Genomic DNA, 17,497 nt, shown 5'->3' with positions numbered 1-17,497 from the left:
GGATTGGAAATGCGTAGAAGGAAAACAGCATTTATGATTACTTTGATACTTATAATCGGATTGCTGGCAGCTTGTACCAGTAATAATGGAGGAGGAGCAAAGGCAGGAAGCGGCTCTGAAGAAGAAGGATACACAGGAATCATAAATGCAGCTGGTTCTACAGCTTTACTACCATTGGCAGATGAAGCAGCAACTGAATTTATGGCGAAAAATCCAAATGTATCGGTTACTGTTCAAGGCGGTGGAAGCGGAACAGGTATAAATCAAGTGGCGAGTGGTGCAGTCAATATCGGAAACTCTGATCTACCTTCAGCAGATAAAATTGAAGATGAGAAATTAGCAGAAGAACTGGTTGATTATAAAGTAGCCGGTATTGCGTTTGGCATAGTGGTGAATGATGATGCCAATGTAGATAATTTAACAATTGAACAAATCCAAGGAATCTTCTCCGGAAAAATTAAAAACTGGAAAGAGGTTGGCGGAGCTGATTCAGAAATAAATGTCGTGAACAGACCAGAATCATCAGGTACCCGATATGCCTTTGAAAAAACAATCATGAAGGATGTCAGCATGAATACAGGGGTTGGAACAACTCAGGATTCTAACGGTGCTGTAGAAAACTCGATTAATTCCACACCTGGTTCTATTAGTTATCTGGCTATGAGCTACCTCGCTGAGGGGAAAGGCTCATCCTTAAAACCGGTAACTATTAATGGGGCTGAACCCACAATTGAGAATGTGGTAAATGGCAGCTACCCTTTTTGGTCCTATGAATATATGGTAACGAAAGGCGAAATAGGCGGAGCTGTTAAAGGTTATATGGATTTCATTAGGAGTGATGAGTTTGCCGAAACCGTTACGAAAATGGGATACATTCCAATGTTAGAGCTAGAAAATAAAGAATAATTCCAAGGATGAAGTAAACAGGAAGTCAAACAGCCTGGTTATCATCTGTTTGCCGGAAGGAGCGAAAAGGCTTGAATGATCATAAACCAATCAACTATTGGAAAAGTGAATATATCGGACGGATTCTTGTTACATTATGTGGACTATTAATCGTTGTAACAACTTTGGCTATTATCGTTTTTATTACAGGAAAGGGTATTCAGTCATTTACAAACAGTAATATCTCTATAGTGGAGATGTTGACCTCAACAAACTGGAGTCCCAATGATGGGGAATATGGAGCTTTGATCTTTATCATTGGTTCTATACTTGTATCAATTGGTGCTATTGTTATCAGTGCACCTATTGCAATAGCTCTAGCAATATTTACGAATTTTATTTCCCCGAAATTCGGAAAAAAGGTCTTGCAGCCGGTTTTGGAATTGCTGGTTGGTATTCCATCCGTTGTTTATGGTTTGCTGGGTGTGACTTTATTAGTTCCCCTACTTAGAAATACATTCGGCGGAGTGGGATTCAGTTTAATAGCCGGGATAATAGTACTTAGTATCATGATATTACCGACAATTGCAAGCTTGGCAACAGATGCGTTAAAAAATGTCCCGCCACAACTTCTGGAAGCCTCCTATGGGCTCGGTTCCACGAGATGGCAGGCAATCAGCCGAGTAATCATTCCTGCCGCAAAGAATGGCATCTTTACAGGAATCGTTATGGGGCTTGCCCGTGCTTTTGGTGAAGCACTTGCCGTTCAGATGGTTATCGGAAATACGGTTAAATTGCCGACTGGCTTAAATGATCCCACGGCAACGTTAACTGGAATTTTAACGATGGACATGTCTAATACAATGAATGGAACTGCATGGAATAATGCATTATGGAGCCTCGCGCTAATTCTTTTAATCATGTCATTCTTATTCATCATGATTATTCGTTTTATCGGGAATAGGGGGGCACAGAAATGAGCGCTAGAACAGTAAATAAAATCTGGACGGGTATTTTCTATATCGTTGCTATTTTTGTCATTATTTTATTGAGTTATTTAGTATTTGAAATACTCAAAAAGGGCTGGGGTTTCTGGGATCCATCTTTTCTAACTGGTCGTTCCAGCAATATAGATGCTGGTGGGGGAATAGGATATCAGCTATTTAACTCTTTCTATATGTTAATTATTACTCTGATAATCTCTGTACCGCTTGGCTTAGGCGCAGGTATTTATTTGGCGGAGTATGCCAAACCCGGAAAGTTATTAACATTTATCCGGTTATGTATTGATACGATGGCATCTCTCCCGTCCATTGTAGTTGGTTTATTTGGTTTATTGGTATTTGTCACAGCTACAGGTTGGGGGTACACCATTATCGGAGGGGCACTAGCAATTACGATCCTGAATTTACCGAGTTTAACACGTGTCAGTGAAGCGGCAATTACAGAGGTATCAGCCGGCGTTAAAGAAGCCAGTCTGGGACTTGGGGCTACCAAATGGCAGACAATTGTAAAAATTGCTCTTCCTACAGCAATGCCTCAAATTATAACGGGAGTTATCCTGGCAGCCGGTCGTATTTTTGGTGAAGCAGCAGCGTTAATTTTTACAGCAGGATTGACAACACCAATCTTGAATACAGCAGCCGATCTAACAAGTCCGGTTAATCCTTTTAATATATTCAGACCTGCAGAGACATTGGCTGTTCATATTTGGAAATTAAATTCTGAAGGAATTGTTCCGGATGCAACGGCAATCGCAACTAAATCAGCAGCAGTATTGATTATAATGGTATTAATCTTTAATCTCCTTGCACGTTTATTCTCAAAAATTATCCAAAAACATTTTGAAGGCGGCAAAAGTAAAACAAAACAAAAGGCATCTGTGTCTTAAGTGAAATCACCATTACCAAGGGGGAAATTGAGATGATAGAATTAAAAGAAGCCAACCCGGCTAAAACGGAAAAGTCTAGTAAACTTGTTTACGATACACAGGGTTTGGATTTGTGGTATGGTGATCACCATGCTTTAAAGGATATTAATCTTGCCATTAATGAAAATGAAGTTACAGCCATTATTGGCCCATCTGGATGTGGGAAATCTACTTATATTAAAGTATTAAATAGAATGATTGAGCTTATTCCAAGTGTTCGTACTTCTGGTGATATATTTTACCGGGGACAGAATATCTTTGATAAAAATTTTCAAGTGGAAGAATTACGGACAAAAGTTGGAATGGTATTTCAGAAGCCAAATCCTTTTCCAAAGTCTATTTATGAAAATGTAGCATACGGACCTAAAATACATGGTATTAAAAACAAAAAAGAATTGGATGAAATTGTAGAAAAAAGCTTACGTGGCGCAGCAATCTGGGACGAAGTTAAGGATCGATTGCATACAAACGCCAACGGACTATCAGGCGGACAGCAGCAACGTATTTGTTTGGCACGATGCCTTGCCGTTTCTCCTGATGTGATATTAATGGATGAACCGACTTCCGCATTAGATCCAATTTCAACATTAAAGGTTGAAGAACTCGTACAAGAGTTGAAAGAGAAATTCAGTATTATTATCGTTACGCATAATATGCAGCAAGCAGCTCGTATATCTGACAAAACTGCCTTCTTCTTGAATGGTGAAGTCATTGAATATGACAAGACAGATAAGATTTTCTCAAACCCATATGATAAGAGAACAGAAGATTATATAACAGGACGTTTTGGATAAGCCAGATCATTTTGAAGGGAGAATAAAAAATGGTTTTAAGAGAAAAGTTCGAGAGCGAGCTAAAGGAATTAAAGCTTAAAGTAATAGATATGGAACGTTTTGCTTCATCTGCCTTGAATAAATCGTACCAAGCATTGCTGAAAAATGATGTAGAGCTAGCACTTTCTGTTATAGAGGATGATAAAAAACTTGATAAAATGGAAGAAGAGCTTGATGAACTGGCTATCTTGATGATTGCAAAGCAGCAGCCTGTTGCAACGGATTTAAGGCATATTGTTTCAGCTATTAAAATCGGTTCTGAAATTGAACGGGTTGGTGATTATGCAAAGAATATTGCCAAAACTGCGATTAGATTATCAAAGGAAGAAAAGCCCTTTGTTAATGAGGCTGTAGGCGAAATGCACGCCACTTGTATGAAGATGCTTGATATGTTCAATAAATCCTTTATGGAGGAAGATATTGTCCTTTCTAAGGAACTTGCAGAGCTTGATGATACAGTGGATGATTTATATGGACAGGAAATCCGTAAAATACTTGAAATGAAGCATCCTGAGTCTGCTACGGTTAACGAAAATTCTCAGTTATTGTTTATTGTCCGCCACTATGAAAGAATAGGCGATCATATAACTAATATGGCGGAAGAAACCCTTTATATGATTAAAGGAAGACACTATCATTTAAATGAATAGAATTGTGATAATAAAAATGGAGATTCCCATATAGGGTACTCCATTTTTTTCTTGTGCCTATTTTTAATGCTTAAAAAAACAGTGTCTTTATGCCCTGAAAACCAAAGTATGCCCCAAAACCGATTAGAGAAAGTCCTGAAAAGGCTGATATAGCTTTCAAGCTAGTGTCATTTAAAAATCTTCTGAACCCGGTTGTTAGAAAGGCAACGGTAATGTCCCAAAAGGTTAAGCCGAGGAAAATCATCAAGCTGTATACGAGAAGAGAGCTTGTTCCGTACGAAGTAACTGTTTTAGCGAGAACCGACCCATATATCCCTATCCAAAAGAGGATGGATAATGGACTTGTAATGGACATTATAAATCCAGTTAAAAAAGATTTCGATAACGAGTCCTTCGTACGATAATCTTCTAATGAAAGTGTATGGACCCTCAAAATGCTTTCAATTCCGGTATAAATAAGAACAAATCCTCCGAAGAGCCACAGGAAAATCTGGACATATGGAATCGTAATAAATTGTACAAAACCCAAATAGACCAATAACATGAATATTCCATCCGCAATCATAGATCCTGCGCCTACTATCCAGGCGTGTAAAAAACCATTTTTGATCCCCTTATCAATTCGGGCTGAGTTAACCGGACCAATGGGTGCCGCTAATGTTATTCCTAACAAAAAATAACTAAACATAATATGTCCGCTCACGCTTTCACTCCATCTTCTTATGTATTAGTAACTTGTACATATTATGAGGAAAGGTGGATAAGTATGTATAACAGTTTTATTGAGGCTGTAAAAAGTGTTTAACTAAACTCTAGCTTTATCTGACTAACGGACAATTCTTAAAGAGGTTTATAAATTGGTGACTTGGATATAAGAAAATAACATTTATTCATAAAAGGAGAATGAGAAGAATGAAGGAAAAAGAGACAGTAGAAGTGGACGGAGTACCTATAACCTATTTTCTGAGTGAAAAAGCGGTTCATATAGACAATAATAAAGAATTGGAATCCATCATCCCAAACCCTAAAACAGCCATTAAGCTGGCAAGGAAACTGAAAGCAAACTATCAAAAGAAATACGGAAGGGAATTATCGGTATCTGAGCTCTCTATGGCTATTGAAATCTACGGGCATATCTATCCAGAAAAAATGGCCAAAGCGATAAAAGAACTGCCTTTACCCGGTTTTGTTGATCAAGCGATGGAAAATTTGATTGAAAAAGCCGATATTATCGATTCAGGGGAAGAGAGTATTGATCAAAACAGAAAAATCTGGGATGTTATCGCAAAGGTCATCCCAGTTTGAAAATCTGCCACTTTGATGCACTATTTACCCTTCGTTAAAATGGCAGATAAGGCAGCATAGTCCATGTTTTTATAAACTGTATAGGTCCCAGTCTGAATCTTTTTTGTGAGATCCCGATCATTCAAGTAGGTAGAAAACTTTTCAGTATCCTCAATCACGCGCTCCTCTTTTAAAAGGCTGATAATCTCGTCGGTAGCCATTCCAGGCTTAATCGATAATTTAATGGCTACAGTTTCTTCTTTATTACTTTGTTGATTTTCTGTTTTTAGTTGATTAATAGATTGAAGGTTCTTTTGATAGTCATCCCACTCACTTTTTGATAAAACATGATAACCATCCTCCTGTAGAGTTTTATGAGCGTCCTCGCTTGAAAGAGGCACCCTTTTAGCTGTTGATTCATCTGCAGAAAGATAATATGCCGTAAATACGCTTGTGGCTAAAAAAATACCTGCAGCTGCTCCAGATATGTATGGTCGGTTCAATGAAGATCGCCTCCCTGACTTTCAAGGATTCTAATTACCTCATTGTTTGATAATGCAGATTGTCTGGAAATTTGTTCAATCGATAATCCTTGTTTGTACAAATGAATGACCTGATTTTGAATAACCTCGTGTATGGGCGAGGAATTAGTTAAAAAAGATACCTCTGATAACGATTCCTCGTGCAGGATTTCCTCTTCAAGTGCACGAATTCGTTTTTTTATTATATACATTTCCTGTACATGCTCTAATGAAAGCTGTTCAATCTCTTTTTCTACTTTAGTTTCCTGTCCTTTATAAAATAACGATAGCAAGAACAGTAAGGCAGATAGAGAAAATAAACAAATCATAATGACTATCATGAATACCTCCCAAATTAAATTACAATCCCTATTGTACAACAATTTTCACTTGATTTTGGTAAAAATATATGAAAAAGGAAGTATTACTCATAATTTGGAAGTAGGTAGTGCTTCTTCGACAATTTGCGTTCATTGTCATCTGGTTCATGGAGTGTTAGGATTTAATGGAAGATATTAGTGGTTCGCTAAAGAAGGCAAGATGAATGAAAGGGGTGGGACCGCATGGACCAGTTAGACTCTTTAAATAAAAATACTAAAAAAGCCAGCTGTAAAAGGCTTGTCGATGATAAATCCGGATTAATTGTACCCTATCTTTGGTGCAAAAACGATCAAGATCAAGAGGGGATATCTGCTGCAGTACAGTTAACAAATAATGATTATTTCGATAGAGTAGATGTAGTCTGCAAAAATGATGGGGATCGGCCACTTGAGATGAAGATATTTTTTGTCCATGAGGCCTTCAGTGAAGTATCAGCAAGTTTTTATAGTCCTGCGGATTCTTTAATCTATTTATATGGTAAGAATACGATAAGCTTATTAAATGGAAATGATTGTGCATCTATATCGATAATGGAACGAAAACATAAAAAAGCGGTGTACGAATTAATGGAAAATGGCCAAATTATCCACTCTCCTTTAGCCAGAGGCCTAGTTTTCTGTACAACGATGTACAAGCTTTTAGTTGAGCCCGGAGTAAAAATGGGGGTCTCTAATTGGATAATTACAGGCAAGAATAAAGAGGAAGTTATGCTGTTTGATTACTTGGTCAAAAATCAGACTAGCATTTATTAGTGAAAGGTGATATTATAGAAAAGTCGTATAAAATGAAGTTTTGAATGAACTGGAGGGACTCACATGCGTGTAAACATTACTTTAGCTTGCACAGAGTGCGGTGAGCGTAATTATATCAGCACAAAAAATAAACGTAATAATCCTGATCGTCTTGAGCTTAAAAAATATTGCCCAAGAGAGAAGCGTACAACTGCACACCGCGAAACAAAATAAAACAACAGGAGGTTCTCTCCTGTTGTTTTTTTTTGGAATTATATAGAATTTAAGGGGATTTAACGTAATGTTAAAGGGAGAATTGAGATCGACTTATCGGAGTTTATTAGCGGAATTTCCATCATACGAGCGGGATATATATACATCTAAAATTGTCGAATACTTATTTAGTCATGATATATGGAAGAATGCAAAGACAATCGGAATCACAATTTCTCGGCATCCTGAGATTGAAACCAAAGGGATTATCGAGAGAGCGTGGAAAGAGAATAAGAATATCGTGATTCCAAAATGCTATCCACATACAAAACAAATGGAATTTTATGACTATTATCCGAATACGATACTTGAGTCAGTTTATAGTGGCTTAAAAGAGCCCAGACCGGATAAAACACAAAAGATAGAATCCGACCAAATCGATATAATGGTTGTTCCGGGACTCCTATTCTCAACATCTGGATATCGGATTGGATTTGGCGGCGGCTATTATGATCGTTATTTGACATCATTTTATGGAATCAAACTTTCGCTGGCGTTTATGATGCAAATAAGAGATGATATCCATACAGAAGAGTTCGACATCCCTGTCGACCATCTATTCACAGAACAAGGGGTAATAAATTGTGGGTAACTTAATCATTTATGGCGCTGTTGCTATCGGCTCCTACGGGGCTTATCGGCTTAAAGCTCTGAGTAAATCCGGTGCTCTCGCAGCATTTCTTTTGGGAGCTTCGATTGTTATAGGACTTGGATGGGAAGGTTTACTGCTAATTGGTTTGTTTTTTTCCTCATCTAGTTTGTTTTCCAGCTACAAAAAAAGAATTAAGCAGAGTATTGATAAAAAATTAGCAAACGGAAGCAGGCGAAATTGGGCCCAGGTGGCAGCAAATGGCGGTCCTGCTGGTATAAGTTCTTTATTTTATTTTATATCTGACGGTTCGGATATCTGGTTAATTGCTTTTATCGTTTCAATTGCAGCAGCTACTTCTGATACATGGTCATCTGAACTTGGTGTATTAAGTAAATCCGACCCAATGCATATCATCAGTTTGAAGAGATGTGAACGGGGGACTTCAGGGGCAGTCTCAGTCCATGGAACTCTGGCCGGGCTGTTTGGCTCCATCTTCATTGCAGTAATAGCAGGTATACTGTTTAATCTGTCATTTTCAACAATTCTCCTACTGAGTGCATTCGGATTTCTGGGCAGTATTCTGGATACCTTACTGGGGGCTTTCCTGCAAGTCGAATATATATGCCCAGTTTGTTCGGTTCATACGGAGAAAAAAGTGCACTGCAATACACGGACTGTTAAAAGGAAAGGAATTAACTGGATTAATAACGAAACTGTAAATCTAAGCTCAATTCTGATAAGCACTATTTTTTGTATAATAACTTGGTATAGTATCACATAATACTATGGTATAAAGAGCTTGTATGCAGTGTGAAAAGGTGGTTTTTGTTAATGAAAAAGAATGTAAATCGTGTTGTCCTTGTTGGTACAGGTTTTGTTGGAAGCAGCTATGCATTCGCTATGTTAAATCAGGGAATTGCTGAAGAATTTGTTTTAATTGATTTAAATAAGGATAAAGCAGAAGGCGATGCAATGGACTTGAATCATGGAACTCCATTTGCACCGAATAGAACGAAAATTTGGTTCGGAGATTATTCAGACTGTAAAGATGCAGACATTATCGTTCTAACTGCAGGAGCGAATCAGAAGCCTGGTGAAACACGCTTAGATTTAGTTGAAAAAAATATGAAAATCTTTAAATCCATTGTTGGAGAAATTATGGCTAATGGATTTAATGGGATCTTTCTTGTGGCTGCGAACCCAGTTGATATCCTTACATATGCAACATGGAAATTTTCAGGTCTTCCTAAACATCGCGTACTTGGCTCTGGTACGATTCTTGATACGGCCAGATTTCGATTTATGTTAAGCGATTATTTTGAAGTGGATCCTCGAAATGTCCATGCCTATATCATTGGAGAACATGGGGATACAGAATTACCTGTATGGAGCCATGCCAATGTAGGCGGAAAGAATATGAACGAACTGATTAAAGATAAACCTAATCATTCCATGGAAGATTTGGATAAGATTTTTATTAATGTACGTGATGCAGCTTATGAAATCATTAATCGAAAAGGTGCAACATTCTATGGAATTGCCATGGGTCTGGTTCGTATTACAAAAGCCATCCTTCAGAATGAAAACAGCATTTTGACAGTGTCAACCTTCCTAGATGGGGAGTACGGACAAGAAGATGTGTATGTAGGTGTCCCTGCGATAGTAAACCGTGAAGGAATTTCTGATATCCTCGAACTGAAATTATCAGATGATGAGCAAGAGAAATTTTCACATTCTGTTAAAGTATTAAAAGAAACGATGAATCCAATTCTTGATCAGTTACTATAAGTAGAATAAAAATCCCTCCTGTTCACCAAACTATATGGTAATACAGGAGGGATTTTTACATGAATAAATTCTTAATTATTTTCGTATCTGGCATAATAGGGTATATAGTGTTTCAAAAGAGGTCTTCCATTATGAAGAATCAAGTACTGCGCAACATCCTTATAGCCGTTCTAATGGAATTGCCAATTTTTAAAACTGTGCAAGATCAAACATAATGACCAGAGGAATTATTTCTGTTCCTCTTACGTAATGATAAAATAGATATAGAAACTTTTTAGGGAGAGAAAGTAGGGGAATCCGTGAGTTTTAAAGAAGAATATATCTATTGGTCCTTTATCAATCAATTGATTACGAAAAAAGGGTATCGATTTATATCTGCATCCACTGATCAGCAAGAAATATGGCTTGAAAATCAGTCGAGTCGGATAGATCCCCTAATCCGTATAAAAAGAGAAGATTTGGATTGGTCCAATAATATGAAGCGTGACCGAAATCTTGTACTGCAGAATGCAGAGAAGATTCGTAGGTTTCTTTCCAGGAAGGAACTAACTGTTAAAACCATTTATGTTAGTCAATATGCTCCGGTTGATGATTATTCGGATGTCCTTGGAAGATACTCAAACGAAAGTCGTGCAAAAATTACGATTGATACCATGATTTTTCAAACAGAGGCTATGGAAGAATCTTTGACGGAATTGGAAAGCTTTCTGGGGTTTCCGTTGGAAGTGGTCAACAGGGATTATGAGTTTATAGAAGAAAATGAAATTAACCATCTTAAAGAAGATGCTTTGGCTGCTTCTTACCAAAAGCAGAAACAAGATGAACAAATCTTTAGCCATGGCAAACCAATCTTTACATACTTGTTAATGGCCATCCAAGTTCTTGTGTTTATTTTACTCGAGATGCGTGGCGGAAGTACAAACACTGAAACCCTCATCCAATTTGGTGCAAAGTATAACCCATTGATTATGGAAGGGGAATGGTGGAGATTCTTCACACCCATCTTTCTTCATATTGGATTTACACACTTGATTCTGAACACCTTAAGTTTGTATTTTGTCGGAGTTATTGTTGAGCGTATTTATGGAAGCTTAAGATTTCTGGTTATTTACTTTTTTGCAGGCTTTATTGGTTCGGTAGCAAGTTTTATTTTGATGCCCAATCTATCAGCCGGTGCCAGTGGTGCGATATTTGGCTTACTCGGTGCCTTGCTATTGTTTGGTATACTCCACCCCAATCTTTTTTTCAGAACAATGGGATGGAATGTGATTGTAATTTTGGCCATCAACCTGGTTATTACATTCTCTGCAGATGCTATAGATAGTGCCGGCCATATCGGCGGTTTAATAGGTGGATTCCTCGCAGCAGCGATTGTCAGATTGCCGAAAAATCCTAAGCTTGCCGTGCAAATGGGTGCGCTGCTCCTGACCGTTTTGTTAACAATAGGAGCTTTAGTATATGGGTATTCATCAAATGAATCTGACCATAAATATCATAATGATGTCACTCTTGCTCATGAATATGTGAATTCTAAGGAATATGCCAAAGCCTATGAGCTTATCGAAGGCTATCTAAAGGAAGAAGACGCTCCAGAAGCATATTTTTTAGCAGGATATATAAAGTATCATCAATATGATCTGAAAGCGGCTGAGACGTATTTTCTAAAAGCCATTGAACAGCAAGAAGTGTTTCCAGAAGCATATTATGATATTGGACTGCTCTACTGGCAACTGGGACAAATCGATAAAGCTAAAGATTATATCCAAATAGCAGTTTATCAGGAACCGGATAATGAAGATTATAAAACAACGCTGAATGAGCTTGATTCCGAATAGTTATCTTACTTTAAGGCAGCTGCTGATAATATTCATGTATATTGCCTGATTTATCCTGAATAAGAATAATTAGTTTGTTTGAGTCTTGTTTACGCAAAATCAAGGGGATGGTACTGTCTATCGGATTTATGACTGTACCATCCTGTTTTTTTATTCCTGAAACATAAATGGAATAAAAAGCTTCCCATAGCTTTTCCGTAATCTCCAGACGCTTTTGCTCTGAATATCCGGCTAATAATCTTTTTTCTTCAGTCGAAAACTGTGTCAGGGGAACTACGTGATACCTTGTAATATCAATCTTTTTGTTATCTGTATAGCGATTGAGCACTTTAGTCAGCCTGGAATTACTTACAGAAGACAGGGTAAAGGCCCATTCCTTTTGTTCCTCGGTTTCAGGAGAATGAAATGATTTGGTTGGTCCATAACGTGAAGCAATGACAAACAGATTACTATCAGTTAATTTAAATGAGCTGGTAATCTTGTCGTTTTCCGTATGAATCTCAGCATAATGAATGGTAACCACTTGAAATAAAGAAGATTCATGAGCTTTTACGGTTGTCTTTTGGGATATTCGATCTGTATTCTGCTCCCATTTCTTTGTAAACTCTTTTAAACGACCGTTTTGAAAAAGAAGTGAGAAATCCTGTCTGAGATAACTTGTTTGATTTAAAATAGATTCAGTCGATAACGCAACATCGTACTGTTCTGTATCTTTTTCCTGCTTAGGCATGACAAGGGAAGAGGTTGTTTTAATAAACGCAGCCTTTTGATTAAGTGGAAAATATTTAATAACAGCTATATCCCTTTGTATATAAAGCTGTTTCCACCACATAAAGGTAAATATGAGTACTAAACCGACTATTAGGTAACCAATATATTTTTTCAAAAGGATTCTCTCCTCACTTTAGATTATTGCCTTACGTATATATTCTTAAATGGATGTCAAATGATAAATAGACGGATGCTTTGTCCTAAGCAATATATGTGTAACTCTAAATACATATGCTTTGTTTATAAATGTCACAATTGACGGAATACAGAAAGAAAGTATCTTGAGGAGAACAACTAAATTCAGATATACTAAAGAAGCAGGAAGGAATGTGACAAAAATGAAATCCGTATATGAAATTCAACAATATTTAAAGAGGTTTGGAACCATCATATACATGGGTGATCGATTAGCTGATCTAGAGATGATGGCAGGAGAATTAAGAGAGCTATTTCACTCTCAATTGATTGAAATCAGAGATTATCAAACGGCAATTTTAATCTTGAAACAAGAAATAGAGTATGAGAAGGAAAAGCAACAGCTAAAACAAAAACAATCGAAAAGGTGAATCAATATGCTGGGGAAACAAGATTGGTTACTGGGAATTGATATTGGCGGTACAACGATTAAGCTTGCTTTTATAGATAAAGAAGGGACCATTGTACATAAATGGGAAATCATAACGAGAACGGAAGAAAATGGTCTGCATATCGTTTCTGACATTGGCAAATCTGTCAGGGCAAAATTGGAAGAATGGCAGGATGGTAATTTAGTAGGTGTCGGAATGGGTGCTCCTGGTCCAGTTAATTTTGAGAACGGTTCAATCTATGTGGCCGTGAATATCGGTTGGAGAGATTTTCCTTTAAAGGAGTTGCTGGAAAAAGAATTAGGAATTCCTGCAGTGGTTGATAACGATGCGAATGTAGCATCCTTCGGTGAGTTTTGGAAGGGAGCAGGAAAAGGTACAAATGATTTAGTCTGTATCACTCTCGGAACTGGTGTGGGTGGCGGTGTAATCACTAATAAGCATTTGGTGCATGGAATTAGTGGGGCAGCTGGTGAGCTCGGTCACATAACGGTTCAGCCAGAGGGTGGAGCTCCTTGTAACTGTGGGAAAACAGGCTGTGTTGAAACGATCGCCTCAGCTACCGGTATCGTAAGGCTGGCGTTAGAGAAGATTAAAGAGAAACCAGATTCGGACCTCTCGATTGTTTTTAACGAAAATGGGTTGATCACTTCTAAAGACGTAGTTGATTGTGCTATAGGCGGAGACCAGGCAAGTCAGGATGTCCTTGATGAGGTAGCTAAATACCTTGGACTTGCAGCTGCCAATGTGGGCAATATGATTAACCCCGACATCATCGTAATCGGTGGTGGTGTTTCAAAAGCTGGGGACATTATTTTAAAACCAATTGAGAAATACTTTAAGCAATTTGCCTTTCCGCGGGTTGCGGAATCAACTGAAATCAAAGTTGCATCTCTTGGTAATGATGCGGGTGTTATAGGCGCAGCGGGCTTAATCATGCAGCAACTAGGACAAGAGATTTAAGAGTCCACGTGCTGAGGTAAACGGTAATTACTTAGTAGAATTTAATTAATTTTGGAAGCATTTCAATGTATTTTGTTGAAGTGCTTTTTTATTTGCAAAAGTTTTTATAAAGGAATATAAAAACCATATGTCGAAATTAATTTGATGAGTATAACATGAAAATCCGATGATAGAGGGTTTGGGGGATGAGGGTGCCGAAGCATATTGTATCTGCAGCAACGGTTATATTAAACGATGCTGGGGAAATTTTGTTGATTAGGGGTCCGCACCGGGGGTGGGAAATGCCTGGAGGACAAGTCGAGGAAGGCGAGTCACTCAAAGATGCTGCGATAAGAGAAACAAAAGAGGAATCGGGGATTGATATCGTAGTAACTAAATTTTGTGGTGTTTTTCAAAATATAGACCATTCTATTTGTAACACCTTATTCTTGGGTAAGGCGATTGGAGGTACTCCCACTACCAGCCCTGAAAGTTTAGAGGTAGGTTTTTATCCCATAGCAGAGGCATTGGAAATGGTAACCTGGAATAATTTTAGACAAAGAATCGAGTATTGTCTGGACGAAAGCATTCAGCCGTTTTATGTCGAATTTAATGGTAAGAATCGTGAAGGAGCTATAGGTGAATGAAGCCAATCAAAATCAAACAGCGGGTGTCATTTATTTAGTTTTAAAAGGGGGGTTCCATTTGTTTAATAGTGTTCTGTCTCAAACCTTTATAAATTTTGCTGAAAGAGAATGTATAGGCTCCAGCAGGCTATACGAGCACTTATCTATAAAAATTTCTGGAGATGAAGCGCTTTTAGAGATATGTATGAATGCGAGGGAGGGTCAGCCAGTACCAAATCTCTTATTCGGTGCTGTCCACTATCTTCTGTTAAAGGGTCAAGAACATTCACTGAAAGAGTATTATCCTAGTTTGGTTGAGTATCCGAAAGCATTTATGGAATCTTATGGACCTTTTAGGGATTTTTGCTTTACTTATCGAGAAGAGATTGAATTTATTCTTAGATCGAGACGGGTTCAAACCAATGAAGTGCGAAGATGTGCATACCTGTACCCCGCCTTTTGTACTGTTCATGAGATAGCAAAGAAACCCTTGGCACTTATTGAAATTGGAACAAGTGCAGGATTACAGCTTCTTTGGGACCACTATTCATATACATATGGGCAAGAAAGTACCTATGGAAATTCAGAATCTAAACTTAAAATTTCAGCAGAAATAAAAGGAGAAAATGTGCCAAACCTTCCCTTCATGCCGCCGCCAGTTTCGTTTAGGGTTGGCTTGGATTTACATACGGTTGATTTAAATGTTGAGGACGAAAAATTGTGGCTTAAATCCTTAATATGGCCCGAGCATGCGGAGCGGTTGTCTATGTTTGAAAAAGCTGCAGCCTATGTGAGGGGAAGTTCCTTAAGATTGATAAATGGTGATGGCGCTGATCTATTACCTGACTGTATACAGGATATCCCAGAGAATCATGCTGTTTGTATTTTTCATACACATGTTGCTAACCAAATGCCAATGGATGTGAAAAAGCATCTGTTGGAAACCATCGAGGATATTGGGAAGAAGAGAGAGGTATTTCATATTTATAATAATATTCAAGATAGATATTTGCATGTGGATTATTATTTGGATGGCATTCTGAACAAAAATACGATTGCAGAAACCGACGGGCACGGCAGATGGTTTAAATGGTTATGGGAGAGTGAGCGGAAAATTAGTCAGTAGGAAATGAAATTCGCCCTTTTGAATTTGTTTTCTTTGATGGGATATTTTTAACTAAATCAATTAATTAGGTATTAATCCAATACGGGTTAATGCCTTTTTTTTTTCGTTGACCCAACTGTTTTTCATTCGGTTTGAATTGGATAGTTGAGTGAGGATGTAGGAGGTACTTGTCAAAGGACAGAGATAGCCGCACCAAACCATATGCCGGGGTAGTAAAGGTGCCTGAAAGGTGGGTGAAGTATGTAGGAAAGCAGCTATGCCCCACCTATGAAGTACCTATGCTCCAGCTATACCGGGGTAAAAGTGCCTGAAAGGTGGGTGAAGTGTGTAGGAAAGCAGCTATGCCCCACCTATGAAACACCTATGCCCCATCTACACCCTGCCTTTCCCCAGCCCATACCCCGCTAAATGGCATACTAAAAAGGCTTATACAGTTAAAGGCAACTATAATCAAGCTGTTTTTTACGAATCTATACATAATATCTGTTAGCTTCTGTATTTTTTGATCGGAGTATTCATAAAATGAGTAGAAAAGGATGTGATTCTATGGAAGTCATCATAAAGAAGCCTGATTTATTATCGAGATTGGCCGTTTTGTATTCTATACCGTTCGTACTTTTACGGGAATGTAATTTACATATTAGTAATAATGAGCTATCTGTTGGCGATATGGTTCATATACCTGGATATTGGACAAGGGAGGAAAGGTTATCGTCCTTGGATATCACACACCCTGTAGAACGTGAAAGAATTCAGGTAGCTAATTCAATGGAGAGTATGGAAGAGAATCCGAAGCAATCTGTTAGATTGCCTGTGAAAATTCAACATAGTATTGTGGATCAGACTTGTCCATACTCATCAAGTAAATGCATGAATGACATGGAAATACTTACAACCATCTATCCTTTCCTGCAGATGAAATCTATCGGGAAATCTGAACTTGGCCAGGATATTTGGGAACTGCGAATTGGTATTGGTCCGAAAAAAGTCCATATGAATGCCTCGATGCATGCGAATGAATGGATTACTAGCTTGGTTTTAATGAAGTGGCTGAATGATTATTTACTGGCATTAACAACGGGGACAAATTTAGGAGAATGTTCAGCATTGGAGCTATTCCTGGAGTGTGATTTGTCACTTGTTATGATGGTGAATCCTGATGGTGTAGATTTAGTAGTAAATGGTCCATCTGAAAAAATGAAAAAAGATTTAATTAGGATGAATGATGGAAGAAAAGAATTTTTAGGCTGGAAAGCGAATATTAGAGGAGTTGACTTAAATAATCAATTTCCGGCAAACTGGGAGATTGAGAAAAAGAGAAAACGGCCGAAAAAACCAGCAGCAAGAGATTTTCCTGGAATCGAGCCATTAACAGAAAGTGAAGTGAAATCACTGGTTGCACTTGTGCTGAAGGAAGGGTTCGATCGTGTAGTTTCTCTGCACACCCAGGGAGAAGAATTTTACTGGGGATATGAGAAAAAAGAGCCGGAAATCACCTCTGTTATGGCTATGGAATTTACCGCAAGATCTGGCTACAAGGCCGTTCGCTATATTGATAGCCATGCAGGCTTTAAGGATTGGTTTATTGATCAGTTCAAGAAGCCTGGATTTACATTAGAGCTGGGTAAAGGAATCAATCCACTTCCTTTATCACAATTTGAACAAATTTATCGGGATACAAAACCAATTTTAAATGCTTGTCTTTATTTATAGAAGACAGGAGCTGGTGAACGAAAAAGAGGAAT

22 protein-coding genes are annotated in these 17,497 nt (G+C 38.0%); 18 read left to right on the top strand and 4 right to left on the bottom strand.

Going from position 1 to position 17,497, the window contains the following annotated elements; all coding sequences use genetic code 11:
• Positions 1-9: 9 nt before the first annotated feature.
• The 5 genes from FHY47_RS08480 to phoU all read left to right on the top strand — a co-directional run bounded on the left by FHY47_RS08480 (position 10) and on the right by phoU (position 4,298).
• Complete coding sequence (locus FHY47_RS08480; protein WP_139892573.1) at positions 10-906, top strand: phosphate ABC transporter substrate-binding protein PstS family protein; 897 nt, start codon at positions 10-12, stop codon at positions 904-906.
• A gap of 71 nt (positions 907-977) precedes the next feature.
• Positions 978-1,865, top strand: a complete 888-nt coding sequence (gene pstC, locus FHY47_RS08475) for a phosphate ABC transporter permease subunit PstC (RefSeq protein ID WP_139892570.1) — start codon at positions 978-980, stop codon at positions 1,863-1,865.
• Positions 1,862-2,776 (top strand): phosphate ABC transporter permease PstA, encoded by a 915-nt coding sequence (pstA, locus tag FHY47_RS08470; RefSeq protein ID WP_139892568.1) that lies wholly within the window; start codon positions 1,862-1,864, stop codon positions 2,774-2,776. Before pstC ends, pstA begins: the two co-directional genes overlap by 4 nt.
• Before the next feature lie 32 nt (positions 2,777-2,808).
• The gene (pstB, locus tag FHY47_RS08465) at positions 2,809-3,609 is read left to right on the top strand and encodes a phosphate ABC transporter ATP-binding protein PstB (protein ID WP_139892566.1); all 801 of its coding nucleotides are present in this window, start codon (positions 2,809-2,811) and stop codon (positions 3,607-3,609) included.
• 29 nt (positions 3,610-3,638) lie between these two features.
• Entirely contained in the window at positions 3,639-4,298 is a 660-nt protein-coding gene (gene phoU, locus FHY47_RS08460; protein ID WP_139892564.1) for a phosphate signaling complex protein PhoU, read from the top strand.
• 70 nt (positions 4,299-4,368) lie between these two features.
• On the opposite strand, the gene FHY47_RS08455 is transcribed toward phoU, so the two are convergent.
• A complete protein-coding gene (locus tag FHY47_RS08455) occupies positions 4,369-4,986 on the bottom strand; it encodes a LysE family transporter (protein WP_139892647.1) in 618 nt (205 codons plus the stop codon).
• Positions 4,987-5,210: 224 nt separating this feature from the next.
• On the opposite strand from FHY47_RS08455, the gene FHY47_RS08450 reads away from it, so the two are divergent.
• Complete coding sequence (locus tag FHY47_RS08450) at positions 5,211-5,603, top strand: hypothetical protein (protein ID WP_139892562.1); 393 nt, start codon at positions 5,211-5,213, stop codon at positions 5,601-5,603.
• Positions 5,604-5,623: 20 nt separating this feature from the next.
• On the opposite strand, the gene FHY47_RS08445 is transcribed toward FHY47_RS08450, so the two are convergent.
• Positions 5,624-6,085 (bottom strand): MltG/YceG/YrrL family protein, encoded by a 462-nt coding sequence (locus tag FHY47_RS08445; protein ID WP_139892560.1) that lies wholly within the window; start codon positions 6,083-6,085, stop codon positions 5,624-5,626.
• Entirely contained in the window at positions 6,082-6,444 is a 363-nt protein-coding gene (locus tag FHY47_RS08440) for a hypothetical protein (protein ID WP_148630149.1), read from the bottom strand. Before FHY47_RS08440 ends, FHY47_RS08445 begins: the two co-directional genes overlap by 4 nt.
• A 222-nt stretch (positions 6,445-6,666) precedes the next feature.
• Between FHY47_RS08440 and FHY47_RS08435 the strand changes: the two genes are divergently transcribed.
• From FHY47_RS08435 to FHY47_RS08410, 7 genes are all read left to right on the top strand, one after another.
• Positions 6,667-7,236 (top strand): hypothetical protein, encoded by a 570-nt coding sequence (locus FHY47_RS08435; protein WP_148630147.1) that lies wholly within the window; start codon positions 6,667-6,669, stop codon positions 7,234-7,236.
• 63 nt (positions 7,237-7,299) lie between these two features.
• Positions 7,300-7,449 (top strand): 50S ribosomal protein L33, encoded by a 150-nt coding sequence (rpmG, locus tag FHY47_RS08430; protein ID WP_066105110.1) that lies wholly within the window; start codon positions 7,300-7,302, stop codon positions 7,447-7,449.
• Between the two features lie 67 nt (positions 7,450-7,516).
• The gene (locus tag FHY47_RS08425; RefSeq protein WP_139892556.1) at positions 7,517-8,080 is read left to right on the top strand and encodes a 5-formyltetrahydrofolate cyclo-ligase; all 564 of its coding nucleotides are present in this window, start codon (positions 7,517-7,519) and stop codon (positions 8,078-8,080) included.
• A complete protein-coding gene (locus FHY47_RS08420) occupies positions 8,073-8,861 on the top strand; it encodes a DUF92 domain-containing protein (protein ID WP_148630145.1) in 789 nt (262 codons plus the stop codon). Before FHY47_RS08425 ends, FHY47_RS08420 begins: the two co-directional genes overlap by 8 nt.
• Before the next feature lie 50 nt (positions 8,862-8,911).
• A complete protein-coding gene (locus FHY47_RS08415) occupies positions 8,912-9,868 on the top strand; it encodes an L-lactate dehydrogenase (RefSeq protein ID WP_066105102.1) in 957 nt (318 codons plus the stop codon).
• 59 nt (positions 9,869-9,927) lie between these two features.
• Positions 9,928-10,083: a hypothetical protein gene (locus FHY47_RS18915; protein ID WP_175354273.1), complete on the top strand. Its 156-nt coding sequence runs from the start codon at positions 9,928-9,930 to the stop codon at positions 10,081-10,083.
• 84 nt (positions 10,084-10,167) lie between these two features.
• Positions 10,168-11,703, top strand: coding sequence for a rhomboid family intramembrane serine protease (locus FHY47_RS08410; RefSeq protein WP_139892552.1), 1,536 nt, complete (start codon positions 10,168-10,170; stop codon positions 11,701-11,703).
• Positions 11,704-11,713: 10 nt separating this feature from the next.
• On the opposite strand, the gene FHY47_RS08405 is transcribed toward FHY47_RS08410, so the two are convergent.
• Positions 11,714-12,589 carry a hypothetical protein gene (locus tag FHY47_RS08405; RefSeq protein WP_066105093.1) on the bottom strand — a complete coding sequence of 292 codons (876 nt, stop codon included), beginning with the start codon at positions 12,587-12,589 and terminating at the stop codon, positions 11,714-11,716.
• Between the two features lie 223 nt (positions 12,590-12,812).
• On the opposite strand from FHY47_RS08405, the gene FHY47_RS08400 reads away from it, so the two are divergent.
• From FHY47_RS08400 to FHY47_RS08380, 5 genes are all read left to right on the top strand, one after another.
• Positions 12,813-13,040, top strand: a complete 228-nt coding sequence (locus tag FHY47_RS08400; RefSeq protein WP_066105666.1) for a YqgQ family protein — start codon at positions 12,813-12,815, stop codon at positions 13,038-13,040.
• Positions 13,041-13,046: 6 nt separating this feature from the next.
• The gene (locus FHY47_RS08395; protein WP_066105090.1) at positions 13,047-14,021 is read left to right on the top strand and encodes an ROK family glucokinase; all 975 of its coding nucleotides are present in this window, start codon (positions 13,047-13,049) and stop codon (positions 14,019-14,021) included.
• Positions 14,022-14,206: 185 nt separating this feature from the next.
• Positions 14,207-14,647, top strand: coding sequence for an NUDIX hydrolase (locus FHY47_RS08390; RefSeq protein WP_148630143.1), 441 nt, complete (start codon positions 14,207-14,209; stop codon positions 14,645-14,647).
• A gap of 58 nt (positions 14,648-14,705) precedes the next feature.
• Positions 14,706-15,752, top strand: a complete 1,047-nt coding sequence (locus tag FHY47_RS08385) for a DUF2332 domain-containing protein (RefSeq protein ID WP_148630312.1) — start codon at positions 14,706-14,708, stop codon at positions 15,750-15,752.
• A 546-nt stretch (positions 15,753-16,298) separates the two neighbouring features.
• Complete coding sequence (locus FHY47_RS08380) at positions 16,299-17,465, top strand: M14 family metallopeptidase (RefSeq protein WP_262365984.1); 1,167 nt, start codon at positions 16,299-16,301, stop codon at positions 17,463-17,465.
• Positions 17,466-17,497: the final 32 nt, after the last annotated feature.

Origin of the sequence: Bacillus sp. E214 (genome assembly GCF_008087365.1) — a bacterium.
Lineage (GTDB): Bacteria > Bacillota > Bacilli > Bacillales > Pradoshiaceae > Pradoshia.
This window is presented reverse-complemented; position numbering and strand designations above follow the sequence as displayed.

Coding starts and splice junctions, on each gene's coding strand:
- FHY47_RS08480 (WP_139892573.1), top strand. CDS start 10: ATGCGTAGAAGGAAAACAGCATTTATGATTACTTTGATACTTATAATC.
- pstA (WP_139892568.1), top strand. CDS start 1,862: ATGAGCGCTAGAACAGTAAATAAAATCTGGACGGGTATTTTCTATATC.
- pstB (WP_139892566.1), top strand. CDS start 2,809: ATGATAGAATTAAAAGAAGCCAACCCGGCTAAAACGGAAAAGTCTAGT.
- phoU (WP_139892564.1), top strand. CDS start 3,639: ATGGTTTTAAGAGAAAAGTTCGAGAGCGAGCTAAAGGAATTAAAGCTT.
- FHY47_RS08455 (WP_139892647.1), bottom strand. CDS start 4,986: ATGTTTAGTTATTTTTTGTTAGGAATAACATTAGCGGCACCCATTGGT.
- FHY47_RS08450 (WP_139892562.1), top strand. CDS start 5,211: ATGAAGGAAAAAGAGACAGTAGAAGTGGACGGAGTACCTATAACCTAT.
- FHY47_RS08440 (WP_148630149.1), bottom strand. CDS start 6,444: ATGATAGTCATTATGATTTGTTTATTTTCTCTATCTGCCTTACTGTTC.
- FHY47_RS08435 (WP_148630147.1), top strand. CDS start 6,667: ATGGACCAGTTAGACTCTTTAAATAAAAATACTAAAAAAGCCAGCTGT.
- rpmG (WP_066105110.1), top strand. CDS start 7,300: ATGCGTGTAAACATTACTTTAGCTTGCACAGAGTGCGGTGAGCGTAAT.
- FHY47_RS08425 (WP_139892556.1), top strand. CDS start 7,517: ATGTTAAAGGGAGAATTGAGATCGACTTATCGGAGTTTATTAGCGGAA.
- FHY47_RS08415 (WP_066105102.1), top strand. CDS start 8,912: ATGAAAAAGAATGTAAATCGTGTTGTCCTTGTTGGTACAGGTTTTGTT.
- FHY47_RS18915 (WP_175354273.1), top strand. CDS start 9,928: ATGAATAAATTCTTAATTATTTTCGTATCTGGCATAATAGGGTATATA.
- FHY47_RS08400 (WP_066105666.1), top strand. CDS start 12,813: ATGAAATCCGTATATGAAATTCAACAATATTTAAAGAGGTTTGGAACC.
- FHY47_RS08395 (WP_066105090.1), top strand. CDS start 13,047: ATGCTGGGGAAACAAGATTGGTTACTGGGAATTGATATTGGCGGTACA.
- FHY47_RS08390 (WP_148630143.1), top strand. CDS start 14,207: ATGAGGGTGCCGAAGCATATTGTATCTGCAGCAACGGTTATATTAAAC.
- FHY47_RS08380 (WP_262365984.1), top strand. CDS start 16,299: ATGGAAGTCATCATAAAGAAGCCTGATTTATTATCGAGATTGGCCGTT.